The sequence below is a fragment of the Kribbella sp. NPDC050470 genome, assembly GCF_044458365.1.
GTDB lineage: Bacteria > Actinomycetota > Actinomycetes > Propionibacteriales > Kribbellaceae > Kribbella.
Genome location: NZ_JBITHV010000004.1, coordinates 31,960 through 47,663 on the forward strand (window position 1 = coordinate 31,960; position 15,704 = coordinate 47,663).

Below are 15,704 nucleotides of genomic sequence, written 5' to 3' on the forward strand. Positions count from 1 at the left end.
CGAGGTGTGTTGTCATGACTCACGTGGACGATCTCGCTGCGGAGTTGGATCGGCTGCTGGCTGCGGCCGATGCGGAGCTGGCCGCGCGGTACCCGGGTGATCGAGGGGTCCGGCAGCCCGTGCACACCGTCTACGTGCCGGCCGACCGGTACGACGCGGACACCGTCGGCGAGTGGGGTTCGCAGGCGAAGGCCGCGCTGGGCGACGGCCCGGCGGGGTTGACCGAAGCGCTGGATCTCCCGGCGGACCTGGGGGCCGAGCTGCACGAGCGGGTCCGCGCCAAGCTGGAGCGAGAGCCGATCGAGGATCTGCGGATCGACTTCGAGGACGGCTACGGGACCAGGCCGGACGAGCAGGAGGATGCCGCCGCGGTCGACGCGGCCCGTGCGCTCGCGAAGACCGTGAAGGCCGGCTCGGCGACGCCGTACCACGGGCTGCGGATCAAGTCGCTGGAGGCGCCGAGTCGCCGGCGTGGGCTGCGCACGCTGGATCTCTTCGTCCGTGAGCTGGCCGGCGCCGACGCGGTGACGGACTGCTTCGTGATCACGCAACCGAAGGTGACGTCGGTCGAGCAGGTCGAGGCGATGGTCGTCGTATTGTCGACAATCGAACGAGCCTACGATCTGACTGTCGGATCGTTGCCGTTCGAGATCCAGGTCGAGACCCCGCAGGCGATCCTCGGCCCGGACGGCAGCGCGCTGATCGCCCGGATGATCAGCGCGGGCGCCGGCCGCGTCACCGGTCTGCACTACGGCACCTACGACTACTCGGCTTCGCTCGGCGTGGCGGCGGCGTACCAGAGCATGGATCACCCGGTCGCCGACCACGCCAAGGACGTGATGCAGCTGGCCGCGGCAGGCACCGGCGTGTTCGTCTCCGATGGCTCGACGAATGTCCTGCCGGTCGGCGACACCGAGGCCGTGCATGCCGCCTGGCGACTGCACTTCGGCCTGGTCCGGCGATCGCTTGCCCGCGGCATCTATCAGGGCTGGGACATGCATCCGGCCCAACTCCCGACTCGGTACGCGGCGACGTACCTCTTCTACCGCGAGGGTCTGGAAACGGCCGGTGCTCGGCTGCGTGCGTACGTCAGCGGCGGCAACTCCGGCTATCTCGACGAGCCCGCAACCGCTGCGGCCCTGGCGGGCTACGTACTGCGTGGCCTCGAGTGTGGCGCCGTGGATCCGGCAGAGGTCGACAAGCTGATCGGTGTGGACACCATGGGCCTGGCGAAGCTCGCCCGGCGACCAGTGCGGTCCTGACGGCTCGGGGCTAGCCTCGCGACATGCGACTGGTAGCGGAGTTCACCACCGAGCCCTTCGATGTCGAGGGCCAGCCGCCCGCCCACGCGACCAAGGCGCTCGAGGCTGCCCGGGAGGCGGGGCTGGAGTGCGACTTCGGCCCCTTAGGTACGTCGGTCCGCGGTGAAGAGGAACTGCTGCTGCCGGCCGTGAGTCGGGTCCTGGAGGCCGCATTCGCCAACGGCGCGAACCAGGTGACGTTGCAGGTGCGCCAGGACGGCACGGTCCGGGCTCCGCGCGAGGGCAGTGGGGTGAGCGCGCTGCTCGCGGAGGTTGCGGCCGAGCTCGGCGGGCCGTTGAGTGGGTTGTCCCGGGGCGACAAGCAGCGGGCCGTGCTGCTGCTCGAGGCCAAGGGCGCATTCGAGTATCGCAAGTCGGCGGAGACCGTGGCCGAGGCTCTCGGCGTCACCCGCTTCACCGTCTACAACTACCTGAACCGGGCCCGCGACTGAGAAATTCAACAAACTGTTGACGTAGGATCAGCTCGCGTGCCACTCTCGTCATACGGAAATTCAGTTTCGTGATTCGAGAAGGTGTGACCTGTGGATCTGCTGGAGTTCAACGCCGCGCCGGACGACCGGCTGCGCCCGTTGCTGGCGGCCTGTTGCGACGTCCCCCGCTGGGTCGACGCCGTTCTGGCCGGCCGTCCGTACGGCGACCTCGAGGCGCTGACCGGGGCCGCTGACAAGGCCTTGCGCGAGCTCGACGCCAGTGACGTCGACCGGGCTCTGGCCGCGCACCCCCGGATCGGCGACCGGGCCGAAGGGGCCGGCACCGAGGCGGCCTGGTCGCGCAACGAGCAGTCCGGGGTCGGCGACGACCCTGACGTCCGTACGGCGCTGGCGGCGGGCAACCGGGAGTACGAGGAGCGGTTCGGCCGGGTCTTCCTGATCTGCGCGACCGGTCTGTCGGCGGAGCAGATGCTCACCAGCCTGCGCGAGCGGTTGACGCACGACGAGACTGCCGAGGCGGCCGTCGTACACGAGGAACTCCGGAAGATCGCACTCCTCCGATTGGCAAAGGTCGTCTCATGAGCTCTGTCAGCACGCACGTTCTGGATACCGGACTCGGGCTGCCCGCCTTGGGGGTGCCGGTCCGGCTGTCCCGGATCGCCGACGACCAGGTCGCCGTACTCGGAGAAGGCGCGACGAACGCCGACGGGCGGTTCTCCGACTTCGAGGCGGGACTCGAGCCCGGCACGTACCAGTTGTGGTTCGACATCGACGCCTACGCGGCGAAGTCCGGCCAGACGATCTTCTTCCCCGAGGTCACCGTGACCTTCACGATCTCCGACGAGCGGCACCACCACGTCCCGCTGCTGCTCAGTCCGTTCGCCTATTCCACCTATCGAGGGAGCTGACCCATGGCCATCCACCTGGGCGCCAACCAGTACGGCAAGGCCGAGAGCCGGGTCGTCCGCATCTACCGTGACACGCCGCGGCACCAGATCCGCGACCTGAACGTCTCGTCGGCGCTGCGCGGCGACTTCGAGGACGCGCACACCACCGGCGACCAGCGCGACGTGCTGCCGACCGACACCCAGAAGAACACCGCGTTCGCGTTCGCCAAGGAGAGGGGCATCGGCGCGATCGAGGACTACGCGCTCACCCTCGGCGCGCACTTCATCGACTCCGCGCCGGCCGCCGAGGGCGCGCGCGTCGAGGTCGAGGAGTACACCTGGGAGCGGATCCAGGTCGACGGCCAGGAGCACGACCACTCCTTCGTCCGGGCCGGCAGCGGCGTACGGACGACGGTCGTCAACGTCGAGGGCCGCGGCGACCAGCGGAAGTCGTACGTCGTCTCCGGAATCAAGGACCTGGTCGTGCTGAAGTCCACGGGCTCGGAGTTCCACGGGTACCTGAAGGACAAGTACACGACGCTGCAGGAGACCGACGACCGCATCCTCGCCACGTCGCTGGTCGCCCGCTGGCGCTACGACCACACCGAGGTCGACTGGGACAAGTCGTACGACGAGATCAAGGCGCTGCTGCTGGAGCAGTTCGCGAAGATCCACAGCCTGGCCTTGCAGCAGACGCTGTACGGGATGGGCGAGGCAGTGCTCGAGCGGCATCCGGAGGTCGCGGAGATCAAGTTCTCGGCGCCGAACAAGCACCACTTCGTGGTCGACCTGAGCCCGTTCGGCCTGGAGAACCCGAACGAGGTGTTCATCGCGGCCGATCGCCCGTACGGCCTGATCGAGGCGACCGTGGTCCGCGACGACGCGTCCGACGCCGGCTCCGCGTGGCACGCCGTACCGGGCTTCGTGTAGGAACCTCCAACCGCAGGTCGCCGGCGGGGCCGAAGTTCGTGGTCCCTGCCGGTGACGCGCGATCGAGCCGATGGGTTGACTGGACCGCATGAGCACAACGCGGATCGTCATCGATGGGGCGACGGTGGTCACTCTCGACCGCAGCCGCCGGGAGTTCACCGGCCATGTCGTTGCTGAGAGCAACCGCATCGTTGCCGTCGGTCCGGGTCCGGCGCCGGCGTACGCCGAGGCACGGGTGGTCGACGGGCGGGGCTGCCTGGTCACTCCGGGGCTCGTCAACACTCACCAGCACCTGTACCAGTGGGTGACTCGTGGATTGGCCGCTGACGCGACGCTGTTCGGCTGGCTGACCACGCTGTACCCGGTGTGGGCCGGCATCGACGACGAGTCCGTGCACGTGGCAGCTCAGGCCGCGCTGGCCCGGCTCGCGCGGACCGGTTGTACGACGGCGTCCGACCATCACTACGTCTTCCCGCGTGACGGGAAGGACCTGCTGGAGGCGGAGATCCTTGCCGCCGCGCAGGTCGGGATGCGGTTCCACCCGTCCCGGGGATCGATGGACCTCAGTCAGAAGGACGGCGGGCTGCCGCCGGACTCGGTCGTCGAGGACCGCGACGAGATCCTGGCCGCGACCGAGGCTGCGATCAACCGCTGGCACGATCCCGGCCCGGACTCGATGCTGCAGCTGGTGGTCGCGCCGTGCTCGCCCTTCAGCGTCACCGGTGAGCTCATGCGCGAGGCCGCCGTACTCGCCCGTCGCAAGGGTGTCCGGCTGCATACCCATCTGGCCGAGACCACCGACGAGTCCGCGTACTGCCGGGAGCACTTCGGATCCACGCCGTTGGAGTACGTCGCTGAACTCGGCTGGACGGGGTCGGACGTGTGGTTTGCCCACGGCATCCACTTCTCCGACTCCGAGATCGCGCACCTGGGGCGCACCGGGACCGGGGTCGCGCACTGCCCGAGCTCCAACGCCCGGTTGGGCGCCGGCATCGCTCGCGCAGCAGACCTCCGCGCGGCGGGCAGCTCTGTTGGCCTAGGCGTAGATGGTGCCGCCAGCAACGAAGCCGGAAGCCTGGTCGAGGAGTTGCGGCACGCGTTGCTGTTCGCCCGCGCCCGCGGTGGACCTGAGGCGCTCGACGTCCGTGCCGCGCTCGAGATGGCCACCCTCGACGGCGCCCGCATCCTCGGCCGCGAGAACGAGATCGGCTCGATCGAGGAGGGCAAACTCGCCGACCTGGCCCTCTGGCGTCTCGACACGCTGGAACACGCAGGCATCGCCGACCCGGTAGCCGCGCTGGTCCTCGGCACCCCGCCGCCTCTGGATCTCCTTCTGATCAACGGCAAACCCGTCGTCGAGCACAACAGAGTCATCACCGTGGACGAGTCCGGCTTGGCGCTCCAGGTAGCCAAGGTCCAAAACGACCTACTCACCAAGGCTCGCTGAGACACGCTCTGCCTGGTGCGGGTGGAGTACGGGCAGTGGGGTGTTCCTGCAGATTCCTACTGTGCTGCAGGAACACTTGTCCAAGCGAGAAATGGAACTTCATGAGGAACATCCTGCGTCGACCGCGCACCGTCGTCGTCGCCACAGCGTTGGCAGGCAGTCTGGTGCTGGGCCTGGCCGCAGCAGCTCACGCGGACTTCGGCAGCCCGAGTGACCCGACGGCCGCGCCGTCCGTCGAGTCCTCTCCCGCCGCGACGGCAGCGACAGGTACGACGGCAGCGACGGCAGCGACAGCCGAGACTGACGCGGAGACCGCGGCGGTCGCGAGCTGCTTCGGTACCTATCTGAGCCTCGGCAGCCGTGGCACCTGTGTGCGGCTGCTCCAGAAGAACCTGGGTGGGCTCAGCGTGGACGGCGTGTACGGCACAGGGACGCGGAGCCGGGTCCGGTCGTTCCAGGACGACGCCGGCCTCACTGTCGACGGCAAGGTCGGGCCCCAGACCTGGCGGAAGCTGCGGACCTACGGCAAGGCGTTGGCCTGGGTGTCCGGAGTCACCATGTACATGTGCAAGGTGAACTCGGAGACATTCCGTGTCTCCGTGTGGAACAACTCGGGCAAGTGGGCCGACTGGGCCTACTACATGTGGGACCACGGCTACCCGATCGACGGAGAGGTCATCGGCGACGACCGGATCGCCACCCAGTTCAACATCTACGCCGGCGCGTACGACGGCAAGCAGTTCACCGCCTGGGTCGGAACCTACGGCAACGCCCACCACACCAAGTCCGTCCGCGACATCTCCCGCAACACCCTCCCCGCCTGCGCCTGACAGCCCCACAGCCAGCTACGCGCGCTCCTCCGTCGCGCGTCCGCCCGGCTGCCCCACCCACGCCTCCGCGCGGCTCATCGCCGCTCGGTGAGCAGAACTCGTCGGCGTCGCCGGCCGGTGGACCGCTCGGTTGCTTCTGGCAACGTGGCGGTCACCGGCCTGGCAGGCGCGGGATGTTTGTCAGCGGCCCTGGCCGCCGCGGTCGCGCTTGTGGGCGTCGCGTACTTCCGGCGAGTCCCAGCGGCCGCCCTTGGCCTCGATGTTCTTTGCCGCCTTGAGATGTCCCATGTCCGTGAGGCGATCGACGACCGGGCCGTGCGCCTTGAGAAGATCCATCGCCTTCTTCATTCCCGCTTCGTCCCGCTCTTCTTGGTTGCTCAAGTTCATCTCCTGTGTGATTCATGGCGAGGCGTGCGTCACCACTTCGTTGATTCGGCGACATGTTCTCACCGCTTCGGGTCACGCATCCGACGTGTGCTTCTGGCAACTGGTTCCCGACTGTTTGCCAGTTACAGGTAGGCCAGAGCCACCAGGAAGAGGGCGAAGGCGGACCAGGTTGTTGCGCACTGGATCCAGTTGATCGTGAAGTAGGTCTGGCGGCCGGCTTCCCAGTCCGCCGGCATCGCCTCGGGGTCCCAGGCAAGCATCACCTTGTAGTGCGGTGTCTTCCACGCGTTCGACAGGATGATCACACCGACGACCACGATGCCCAGGCCGATCGCGGTGAGCACGAACGACGTGGAGCCGCGGTCGTCCCAGAGGAGCACGAGCGCGAGGATCGGGCCGAGGAACATCACGATCGACCAGGCGAGGTTGTACGCCTTCCCGAGTCCACCGCCGGCGAATTCAAGGAACGCTCCCATAAAGTTCCGGAAGCCCCGGCCGTCCATCTCCTGGAGCATCGGGCGCATGATCGTGCACAACATCCCCAGCAGGCCGGACGCAAGCCCCGAAAAGAAGCAAATAACCGCGAGTGTCCACTGTTCTGCCGTCACAGCACCCCCCTCTCGCTGCTAGGCCCGACGATAAAACTGCGCTCAGATACGGGTCAAGCAACCAAATCAAGGGCATCCCGGACACGCGCGCCCGTGCGAGCACGCGCTTAAGGAGTAGGCGCGTGGGCTGACCAGCGGTTCAACCGGAGGTGGTTCGCCGAGTTGTGGATTTCTGCAGTAGATCCGCTCGCTGAAGCACCGAAATCGACGACTCGGCAAACGTCGGATGCTCCTATGGATGTCAAGACGGGTGTGGGTGGTGCGGCTGGTTGATCCGGGCCGGATCTGGTCGCAGCGCAGCGCGGCGCAGGTGGTGACCAGCTCGCGAGTCGGCAGGTGGCGCACCTGGTCGCGGAGTTCTTCGGATGCGGTGACGACGAGGGTCTTGCTCCGGCGCACGCAGTCGGCGCGGTGGCTGATGGCGCCGCGGTGGGCAATGCGCAGGTTGCGGAGTGCTTCCTCGGAGTCTTTCGGGTCGGACTTGCGGCTGATCAGCGGGGCTTGCGGTCGGGCCGGTCGACCTCGATCACCCGCACCCCGTGTCCGCTCAGGTAGCAGGCCAATCCGCTGCCATACACCGGTGCCCTCGACACCGACCTTCACCACGCTGCCGAAGCTCTGCAACCAGGCCGCAGTTGCCGGTAACCCGCCATACTGGCGGGGAACACACCCGATGACCCAGGAGCCGGTCAACGGCATCGATCGCCGCGGCGGTGTGAGTGTCTCAATGAGTGTCCACGCCACCGGTCACCTCGAGCCGGCGACACAGTCGGTTCATGCGATGGTGGTCATCAGCCGTCCTTTCGCTAGGGCCAGGGCGGCACGCACCAGCCGAGGCGAGCGGACAAACAGTATGGGTGCCTGCTGGCACAGGCTCTTATGCAGTCACAACCCCTGGCCCGGTGAGTGCAGGCACGCCCCGCAGTAGTCGACCGACAGATCCCGACAATGACCCGAAGTCAGTTAGAGGGCGAGTCAGGACGACCACTGCGGGGCCCACTCACATCATCCTCACTGTTAGGGGTGGAGGAGGTCGCCGTTGATCCAGACTGCGTGGACGTCGGCGGGGGTGCCTAGGGTGAAGAGGCGGGCGAGGGCTTCTTCGGCGTCGTCGGCGTGGGCTACGCCTACTGCGAGGGGGGAGCCGTCGGCGGGGCGGAGGAGTTGGGCGTCGAAGCGTTGGCCGACGCTCAGGTGGCCGACCTCGTCCAGGCCCAGGGCGTCCGCGCCGGCCGCGGTCGCCAGGTACAGCAGGTGCGCAGCGTTCAGCGGATGGCCGTGGTCGCCGATCAGTTGCTGGCAGAAGTACGCCTGCAGGCCCTCTTTCAGCAGGGAGAAGCCGGTGCCTGCGCCGACGTCGGACCCCAGTGCGACGCGGACGCCGTACTGGAGGTGCCGGGACAGTGGGAAGAGTCCGCTGCCGAGCGCGGCGTTGCTGGTCGGGCAGTGCGCGACCGCCGCACCGCCTTCGCCGAGCGTCTTCAGCTCGACGTCGGTCGGGTGGACGTTGTGCGCGAGCACGCTGCGCCGGTTGACCAGCCCGTGCTTGTCGTACGTGCTCACGTAGTCGCTGCCGCCGAACAGTTCGGACACCGTGGCGATCTCCGCCTCGTTCTCGTTCACGTGCGACGTGAACAGCGAGCCCGGGATCTCCTCGAGCAGCGTCTGGCAGACAGCGAGCAGCTCGTCGGTGCACGAGAGCGAGAAGCGGGGCGTGACGGCGTACCGGTTCCGGCCGACGCCGTGCCAGCGCTCGGCGAGAGCCAGCGACTCCGCATAGGCCCGCTCAGGTGTGGTGAGCAGGTCCTCCCGCAGGAGCCGGTCGCTGACGACGAGCCCGCTGGTGATCCGCAGGCCGACCTTGGCAGCAGACGAGAACAGTACGTCGACAGCGTCCGCGTAATGCGCTCCGAAGACCAACGCACTCGTGGTCCCCGCCGCCGCGAGCCCGCGAACGAACTCGGACGCGACCCCCGCCGCGTAGGCGGTGTCAGCCATGCGCGCCTCCTCAGGCAGCGCATAACGGTCGAGCCACTCCAGCAGCGGCAGCCCGAGGCCGCCGACCGCCCGAATCTGCGGGAAGTGCACGTGGGTGTCGACGAACCCGGGCAGCACCAGGCCGCTGCGCAGGTCGACGATCTCCTCGGCCGGGTTGGCCCGCCGTACGTCGGTGAAGGTGCCGCGCGCAACGATCACGCCGTCCGTCACCAGCAGCGCGGCGTCTGCGTCGACGCGCAGGCTGCCGCCGGTGAAGGGGTTCTCCGGCGTGTCGAGGAACGTGCCTCGGTAGATGGTCATGCTTTCGCCTCACGGTGTGCAGGGTTGCGTTCGGCAACGAACTGGTGGAGCAGCCAGGCCGCGACGCTGACCGCGATGGTGGCCGGCTCCTTGCCGGCCAGATCGGGCAGGCCGATCGGGGTGGTGATCCGGTCGATCGCCGCGGCGGAGTTGCCGTCCTCGGCGAGTTTGCGGCGGAACCGAGCCCACTTCGCGCTGGACCCGATCAGCCCGATCGTGGCCAGGTCGTCCCGGCGGATCGCGGCGTCGCACAGGGCGGCGTCCTCCGCATGGTCGTGGGTCATGATCAGGACGTGGGTACCGGCCGGCAGCTCGCCGACGACGAGCTCGGGCAGCACCGGCACGTTGTGCACGTGCAGGTTGGCCACCGCGTCGTCGAGGACGACCATCCGCTCGGTCACCAACTGGTCGGGCCGCGAGTCGATCAGGTGCAGCTCGATGTCGTGCCGGGCCAGGATCCGCGCCAGCTCGAGTCCGACGTGCCCGACGCCGAAGATCGCCACCGCAGGAACCACCGGCAGCGGCTCGAGCAGCAGCTTCACCTCACCGCCACAGCACTGAACCCCGTGCTGGTACGGCGCTTTGTCCGACAACGCGACCTCGATCACCTCAGGCTCGCCAATGCCCGCCGTGATCATCGCCCTGGAACGCTCGACCGCCAGCGCCTCCAGATTGCCGCCGCCGACAGTCGCCCAGGTCCCGTCCGCCGCGACCACCATCTTCGCCCCGGCCTCGCGCGGCGAGTGCCCGCGCACCGAGATCAGGGTCACCAGGACGCCGGGCAACCGCTGCTCGCGGAGCCGCTCGACCGCCTTCATCCATTCCATCTCGGTCGTCACACCCCACTCGCCTGCGCTTCGAGGCGCTCCACGCGGACCGCCGACCGGGCCTTGTCGAGCGCCCAGTACACGGCCTCCGGCGTCGCTGGCGAGGGCAGATCCACGCTCGTGCCGGAAGGTCCAAACGCAGCCGCAGCCTGCCGCAACGCTTCGCGCACCGAGAAGGCCAGCATCAGCGGCGGCTCGCCTACGGCCTTCGAGCCGTAGACCGCACCTTCCTCATGCGCCTTCTCCAGCAGCTGGACGTTGAAGACCTCAGGCATCTCCGAGAAGCTCGGCAGCTTGTACGTGCTGGCCGCCTGCGTGGCCAACCGGCCGCGATTCGGGCCGGTGCTCTCGTCCCAGCGCAGGTCCTCGAGCGTCAGCCACCCGGTGCCCTGGACGAAGCCGCCCTCGATCTGGCCGATGTCGATCAACGGGCTGAGACTGTCGCCGACGTCGTGGACGATGTCGACCCGGCGCACCGTGTAGGCGCCGCTGAACCCGTCCACCTCGACCTCGGCCGCGGCGACGCCGTACGCGAAGTACTTGAAGGGCTCGCCGCGCATCGCATTGGGGTCCCAGTGCAGGCCCTCGGTGCGGTAGAAGCCGGCCGCCCAGAGCTGAACGCGCTGGTGGTACGCGCTGTTGATGATCTCCTCCCACGGCACGCTGTCGCCGGTCAGGCTGCTGACCTGGCCGTCGGCGAACCGCACGTCGTGCGGGCTGATCCCGAGCCGGCCGCCGGCGACCTGCGCGAGACGGTCGAGGATCTGCTCGCACGCGTTCTTGATCGCCGCGCCGTTGAGGTCCGCGCCGGAGCTGGCCGCGGTCGCCGAGGTGTTCGGCACCTTGTCGGTGCGGGTCGGGGCGAGCCGGACCCGAGTTAGCGGGAGACCCAGCGTGGTGGCAGCGACCTGCAGCATCTTCGTGTGCAGGCCCTGCCCCATCTCGGTGCCGCCGTGGTTGATCAGCACCGAGCCGTCCTTGTAGACATGCACGAGCGCGCCGGCCTGGTTGAACGCGGTCAGGTTGAACGAGATGCCGAACTTCACCGGCGTCATCGCCAGCGCCCGCTTCCGGTGAGCATTCGAAGCGTTGAACGCCGCGATCTCCGCCTGCCGCCGTACGACGTCGCCGTTGGACGACACCTGGCTCCAGCAGGACTCCAGCCGGTCGGCATGCCGGACGGGCTGTCCGTACGGCGTGGTGTCGTTCAACCGGTAGAGGTTGCGCCGGCGCAGCTCGGTCCCGTCGTACCCGAGCAGCGGGGCGCAGCGGCCGAGGATGTCCTCGACGACGATCATGCCCTGCGGGCCGCCGAACCCGCGGAACGCGGTCTGCGACGTCTTGTTCGTCTTGGCGATCCGGCCGTCAACGCGGACGTTCGGGATCCAGTAGGCGTTGTCGATGTGGCACATCGCGCGGGCGAGCACCGGCTCGGACAGGTCCAGGCTCCAGCCGCCGTCGGAGGTCAGCGTGGCATCGAGCGCGACCAGGTGACCGTCGTCGTCGAAGCCGGCCCGCCACTCGCTGTGGAACCCGTGCCGCTTGCCGGACATCGTCAGGTCCTGCGTCCGGTTGAGCCGCAGCCGCACGGGTCGTCCGGTCAGCGTCGATCCCAGTGCGGCGATCGCAGCGAACCCGTGCGGCTGCATCTCCTTGCCTCCGAAACCCCCTCCCATCCGGAGACACTGCACGGTCACCTCGTGGCTCGGCACGCCGAGAACGTGCGCGACGATCTCCTGCGTCTCGGACGGGTGCTGCGTGCTGCTCTGAATGAAGATCTGGCCGCCCTCGTCGACGTGAGCGAGCGCGCAGTGGGTCTCCAGGTAGAAGTGCTCCTGCCCGGCGAACTCGAACTCGCCGTGGAACACGTGCGCCGCGTCCGCGAACGCACCCTCGACGTCACCCCGGACCAGGTGCCGTCCGGTGCCCTGGAAGCTGCCCGCGGCGATCGCCTCCCGGACGGTCACCAGCGACTCGAGCGGCTCGTAGTCGACCTCGATCGCGGCCGCGCCGAGTCGCGCAGCCTCCAACGTGTCGGCCAGCACCCAGCAGATCGCGTGCCCGTGGAACATCGCCTCGGTCGGGAACAACGGCTCGTCGTGCTTCACGCCGGCGTCGTTCACCCCAGGTACGTCGTCACCCGTCAGCACGCGGACCACGCCAGGGACGTCGTACGCCGGTTTTACCCGCAGATCCGTGATCCGGGCGTGCGCGTGCGGCGACTGGACCGGCCAGGCGTGCAGGACGTCGCGGGTCCGCTGCACCAGGTCGTCGGTGTAGAGCGCCTTTCCGGTGACATGCAGCGCGGCGCTCTCGTGCGGCAGCGGCAGACCGACAACGGCCTGCTGCGGACGCTCTGACAGCGAACTCATGCGCGTACTCCTTCCGCGTAGAACCGGAGCAGCGACTGGCCGAGCATCGCCGAGCGGTACGACGAGCTCGCCCGGTGGTCGTCCATCGGCGTACCCTCGGCCGCCATCACCGCGGCCGCCTCCCGGACGGTCCGCTCGGTCCATGGCTTGCCGATCAGCGCCTGCTCGGTGGCCAGCGCGCGCAGCGGAGTGGCGGCGACCCCGCCGAGTCCGATGCGGGCCCGCCGTACGACGCCGTCCTCGACGTCGACGGCGTACCCGACGGCAACGCTGGAGATGTCGTCGAACCGCCGCTTGGCGATCTTGTGGAAAGCGGACAGCGGTTCGAGCGGCAGCGGGATGACGATCGTCCGGATCAGCTCGTCGGCCGCCTTCATGGTCTGCCGGTAGCCGGTGAAGTAGTCCGCCAGCGGTACGACGCGCTCACCTCGACGGGACGCCAGGACGAGCGAGGCGTCCAGCGCCAGCAGGGCCGGCGGGGTGTCACCGATCGGCGAGCCGGTGCCGAGGTTGCCGCCGATGGTGGCGCCGTTGCGGATCAGCCGGGACGCGAACTGCGGGAACATCTGGGCCAGCAGCGGCACCCGCCCGGCCAGCAGCCGCTCGATCTCGCTGAGCGTCAGCGCGGCGCCGAGCCGGACCTCGTCCGGGCCGAACGAGAACTCCCGCAGCTCGGCCAGCCGGTCGATCGCGACGACCAGCGGCTTCCGGACGCCGCGGAGGTTCACCTCCACCCCGACATCGGTCGACCCGGCAACGATCTGCGCTTCGGGGCTCTCGGCAAGCACCTCGAGGACCTCGGCCAGATCGGCCGGCCGCAGGAACTCCGCGCCGTCCACCTCGATCGCGGTGGCCACCGGCGGTGGCGGCGGCGCGGACCGGCGGGCGGCCAGCGCGTCGTCCACGGCCGGCTCGCCCAGCGCGTAGGCCGCGTCCTTGATCGGGCGGTACCCGGTGCAGCGGCACAGGTTGCCGCTCAGCGAGTGCAGGTCGAAGCCGTTCGGCCCGTGCTCGTGGTCGCAGTGCCCGTTGGACGTCGTACGCGTGGAGCGGTAGAACTCGGCGGCCATGCTGCACACGAAGCCCGGCGTGCAGTACCCGCACTGTGACCCGCCGCGTACGGCGAGCTCCCGCTGGACCGGATGCAGTTCCTCCGGGGAGCCCAGGCCCTCGGAGGTGATGACCTCCTGGCCGTCGAGCGCCGCGACCGGCAGCAGGCAGGCGTTGATCGCGGTCCACTCGGTCGGGGCGTCGGTGCCGGGCCGGGCGACGAGCACGGAACATGCTCCGCACTCGCCCTCGGCGCAGCCCTCCTTTGCCCCGGTCAGGCCCCGGTCCCGCAGCCAGTCCAGCACCGAGGTGTGCACGGCAACGTCACCGAGGGCGGTCGGTTCGCCATTGACCGTGATCGATGGTGCTTGCGTGGTCGTCGTACTCATCGGCTAGTGCTCCAGCGTGTTCTTGCACTATGAATCGGATTGGCGTCCGAGAGGAAGTCGTCGAACCGGTACCCAGCGATCTTGGCGATTTCCAGCAGGGCCGCGGCGTGTTCCTGGTTCTCGCAGTTGCCCAGCCGATCCCGGCCCTGCTCGAGGATCCGGTCGAACGACTCCGCGTCCCGGACCGAGATCACCAGCGGGAAGCCGAACCGCTCCCGGTACGCCTCGGTGATCGCGGCCAGCTCGTCGCGCTCCGGCTCGGCCAGGAAGGTCAGGCCGCGGGCGGACTGGTCTCGCAGCGACGCCTCACCGCTCAGGCCGTCGGCGACGAACTGCGAGCCGAGCTGCGGGTAGGACTCGATCAGCTGCCGCTGCTCCTCGGGCGAGCCGGAGAACAGGGCCTCCTGGAACGAGCGGCGCAGCGCGTGGGTGTCGGTGAACGGCCGCATCTCCCAGGCCCGCTCGACCATCCAGCGCGGGCCCTGGAACAGGCCGGCGAAGGTCTCGACGAACTCCGCGCGGCTCATCTTGTTCACCTGGTCCAGCCGGACCGAGTCGCCCGGCAGCCCGGCCACTGCGGGACCGAAGTCCTTGCCGAGGTGGTGGAAGACGATGTTCAGCAGGATCGCGGTCAGGCTGCCCAGCGTGATGCCGCTGCCGAAGATGATCTCGGCCCAGCCCGGAACCGCCTGGGCGACCTGGGGCTGCGCGGTGACGTACATCGCCAGGCCGACGCTGGTGGCCACGATGACCACGTTGCGGTGGTCGTGGAAGTCGACCTTGGCCAGGGTCTGGAAGCCGACCACGGCCACGGTGGCGAACATCGCCAGGGCGGCGCCGCCCAGCACCGGGTGCGGGATGCCGGCCACGATCGCGCCGGCCTTGGGGATCAGGCCGAGCAGGATCATGATCGCGCCGGCCGCCGCGACCACGTAGCGGCTCTTGATCCGGGTCAGCCGGACCAGGCCGACGTTCTCCGCGAAGCACGTGTAGGGGAAGGAGTTGAAGACCCCGCCGATCGTGGTGGCCAGGCCGTCGGCGCGCAGCGCGCGGGCGACGTCCTCGCGGCCGATCCGCTTCTCGACGATCTCACCGGTCGCGAAGACGTCACCAGTCGTCTCCACCGCGGTGATCAGCATGACCACGACCATCGAGATGATCGCCGCGAGCGAGAACTGCGGCCAGCCGAAGTGGAACGGCGTGGTCACGCCGACCCAGCCGGAGTCGCTGACCGCGTCGAAGTGCGCGTCGCCGAAGGCCCAGGCGACCAAGGTGCCGGCGACCAGGCCGACCAGGACGGCGATGGTGGCCATGAACCCCTTGAAGATCCGCTGGATCGCCACGATCAGCGCGAGGGTGCCCAGTGCGTACGCCAGGTTCTTGCCGCTGGTCGGGTCGGCCGTCGGGCCGGCGCCGCCGACCGCGTCCCCGGCCGCCACCGGCAGCAGCGCCAGGCCGATGATCGTGATCACGGACCCGGTCACGACCGGCGGGAAGAACCGGATCAGCTTGCTGAAGTACGGGGCCAGGAAGAAGGTGACCAGACCGGCCACGATCACCGCGCCGTAGATGACCAGCAGGCCGTCGGTCCCGCCGCCTGCGGCCAGGCCGATCGCGATCATCGGCGACACCGCGGTGAACGTCACGCCCTGCAGCAGCGGCAGCCGGACGCCCACCTTCCAGAACCCGACCGACTGGATGATCGAGGCGATACCGCAGGTGAACAGGTCGGCGTTGATCAGGTGCACGAGCTCCTGCGTGCTGAGGCCGATCGAGTTCGCGAGCAGGATCGGTACGATCACGGCGCCGGCGTAGAACGCCAGGACGTGCTGGAAGCCGTAGACGGCGAGCTTGCCGGGTGGCAGCACCTCGTCGACGGGGTGACGGCTGGCGCGGCGGCCGGGTCGCAGGATTGCCTTCATCGGG

15 protein-coding genes are annotated in these 15,704 nt (G+C 68.9%); 7 read left to right on the forward strand and 8 right to left on the reverse strand.

Going from position 1 to position 15,704, the window contains the following annotated elements:
* The first annotated feature begins 14 nt into the window (after positions 1-14).
* From ACIBGM_RS12110 to ACIBGM_RS12140, 7 genes are all read left to right on the forward strand, one after another.
* Entirely contained in the window at positions 15-1,262 is a 1,248-nt protein-coding gene (locus tag ACIBGM_RS12110; RefSeq protein WP_360518831.1) for a DUF6986 family protein, read from the forward strand.
* Positions 1,263-1,285: 23 nt separating this feature from the next.
* A complete protein-coding gene (locus tag ACIBGM_RS12115) occupies positions 1,286-1,753 on the forward strand; it encodes a helix-turn-helix domain-containing protein (protein ID WP_360518834.1) in 468 nt (155 codons plus the stop codon).
* 90 nt (positions 1,754-1,843) lie between these two features.
* Positions 1,844-2,335: a 2-oxo-4-hydroxy-4-carboxy-5-ureidoimidazoline decarboxylase gene (gene uraD / locus ACIBGM_RS12120; protein ID WP_360518837.1), complete on the forward strand. Its 492-nt coding sequence runs from the start codon at positions 1,844-1,846 to the stop codon at positions 2,333-2,335.
* Complete coding sequence (gene uraH, locus ACIBGM_RS12125) at positions 2,332-2,661, forward strand: hydroxyisourate hydrolase (RefSeq protein ID WP_360518840.1); 330 nt, start codon at positions 2,332-2,334, stop codon at positions 2,659-2,661. Before uraD (ACIBGM_RS12120) ends, uraH begins: the two co-directional genes overlap by 4 nt.
* 3 nt (positions 2,662-2,664) lie before the next feature.
* The gene (gene pucL / locus ACIBGM_RS12130) at positions 2,665-3,570 is read left to right on the forward strand and encodes a factor-independent urate hydroxylase (RefSeq protein WP_360518843.1); all 906 of its coding nucleotides are present in this window, start codon (positions 2,665-2,667) and stop codon (positions 3,568-3,570) included.
* A gap of 88 nt (positions 3,571-3,658) precedes the next feature.
* Complete coding sequence (locus ACIBGM_RS12135; protein WP_360518846.1) at positions 3,659-5,017, forward strand: 8-oxoguanine deaminase; 1,359 nt, start codon at positions 3,659-3,661, stop codon at positions 5,015-5,017.
* Between the two features lie 101 nt (positions 5,018-5,118).
* The gene (locus tag ACIBGM_RS12140) at positions 5,119-5,847 is read left to right on the forward strand and encodes a peptidoglycan-binding domain-containing protein (protein ID WP_360518849.1); all 729 of its coding nucleotides are present in this window, start codon (positions 5,119-5,121) and stop codon (positions 5,845-5,847) included.
* Positions 5,848-6,027: 180 nt separating this feature from the next.
* Here ACIBGM_RS12140 and ACIBGM_RS12145 read toward each other — a convergent pair whose 3' ends face one another.
* The 8 genes from ACIBGM_RS12145 to uraD (ACIBGM_RS12180) all read right to left on the reverse strand — a co-directional run bounded on the left by ACIBGM_RS12145 (position 6,028) and on the right by uraD (ACIBGM_RS12180) (position 15,700).
* Positions 6,028-6,228: a hypothetical protein gene (locus ACIBGM_RS12145; protein WP_360518852.1), complete on the reverse strand. Its 201-nt coding sequence runs from the start codon at positions 6,226-6,228 to the stop codon at positions 6,028-6,030.
* A 128-nt stretch (positions 6,229-6,356) separates the two neighbouring features.
* Complete coding sequence (locus tag ACIBGM_RS12150) at positions 6,357-6,749, reverse strand: hypothetical protein (RefSeq protein WP_360518855.1); 393 nt, start codon at positions 6,747-6,749, stop codon at positions 6,357-6,359.
* A 159-nt stretch (positions 6,750-6,908) separates the two neighbouring features.
* The gene (locus ACIBGM_RS12155) at positions 6,909-7,586 is read right to left on the reverse strand and encodes a hypothetical protein (protein WP_396385414.1); all 678 of its coding nucleotides are present in this window, start codon (positions 7,584-7,586) and stop codon (positions 6,909-6,911) included.
* Positions 7,587-7,859: 273 nt separating this feature from the next.
* Complete coding sequence (gene guaD / locus ACIBGM_RS12160; RefSeq protein WP_360518861.1) at positions 7,860-9,140, reverse strand: guanine deaminase; 1,281 nt, start codon at positions 9,138-9,140, stop codon at positions 7,860-7,862.
* Positions 9,137-9,979 (reverse strand): xanthine dehydrogenase accessory protein XdhC, encoded by an 843-nt coding sequence (gene xdhC, locus ACIBGM_RS12165; RefSeq protein ID WP_360518864.1) that lies wholly within the window; start codon positions 9,977-9,979, stop codon positions 9,137-9,139. The genes guaD and xdhC overlap by 4 nt, the downstream gene beginning before the upstream one ends.
* Positions 9,976-12,339 (reverse strand): xanthine dehydrogenase molybdopterin binding subunit, encoded by a 2,364-nt coding sequence (gene xdhB / locus ACIBGM_RS12170; protein ID WP_396385417.1) that lies wholly within the window; start codon positions 12,337-12,339, stop codon positions 9,976-9,978. The genes xdhC and xdhB overlap by 4 nt, the downstream gene beginning before the upstream one ends.
* Positions 12,336-13,778: an FAD binding domain-containing protein gene (locus ACIBGM_RS12175; protein WP_360518870.1), complete on the reverse strand. Its 1,443-nt coding sequence runs from the start codon at positions 13,776-13,778 to the stop codon at positions 12,336-12,338. The genes xdhB and ACIBGM_RS12175 overlap by 4 nt, the downstream gene beginning before the upstream one ends.
* Entirely contained in the window at positions 13,775-15,700 is a 1,926-nt protein-coding gene (gene uraD, locus ACIBGM_RS12180) for a 2-oxo-4-hydroxy-4-carboxy-5-ureidoimidazoline decarboxylase (RefSeq protein ID WP_360518873.1), read from the reverse strand. Before uraD (ACIBGM_RS12180) ends, ACIBGM_RS12175 begins: the two co-directional genes overlap by 4 nt.
* Positions 15,701-15,704: the final 4 nt, after the last annotated feature.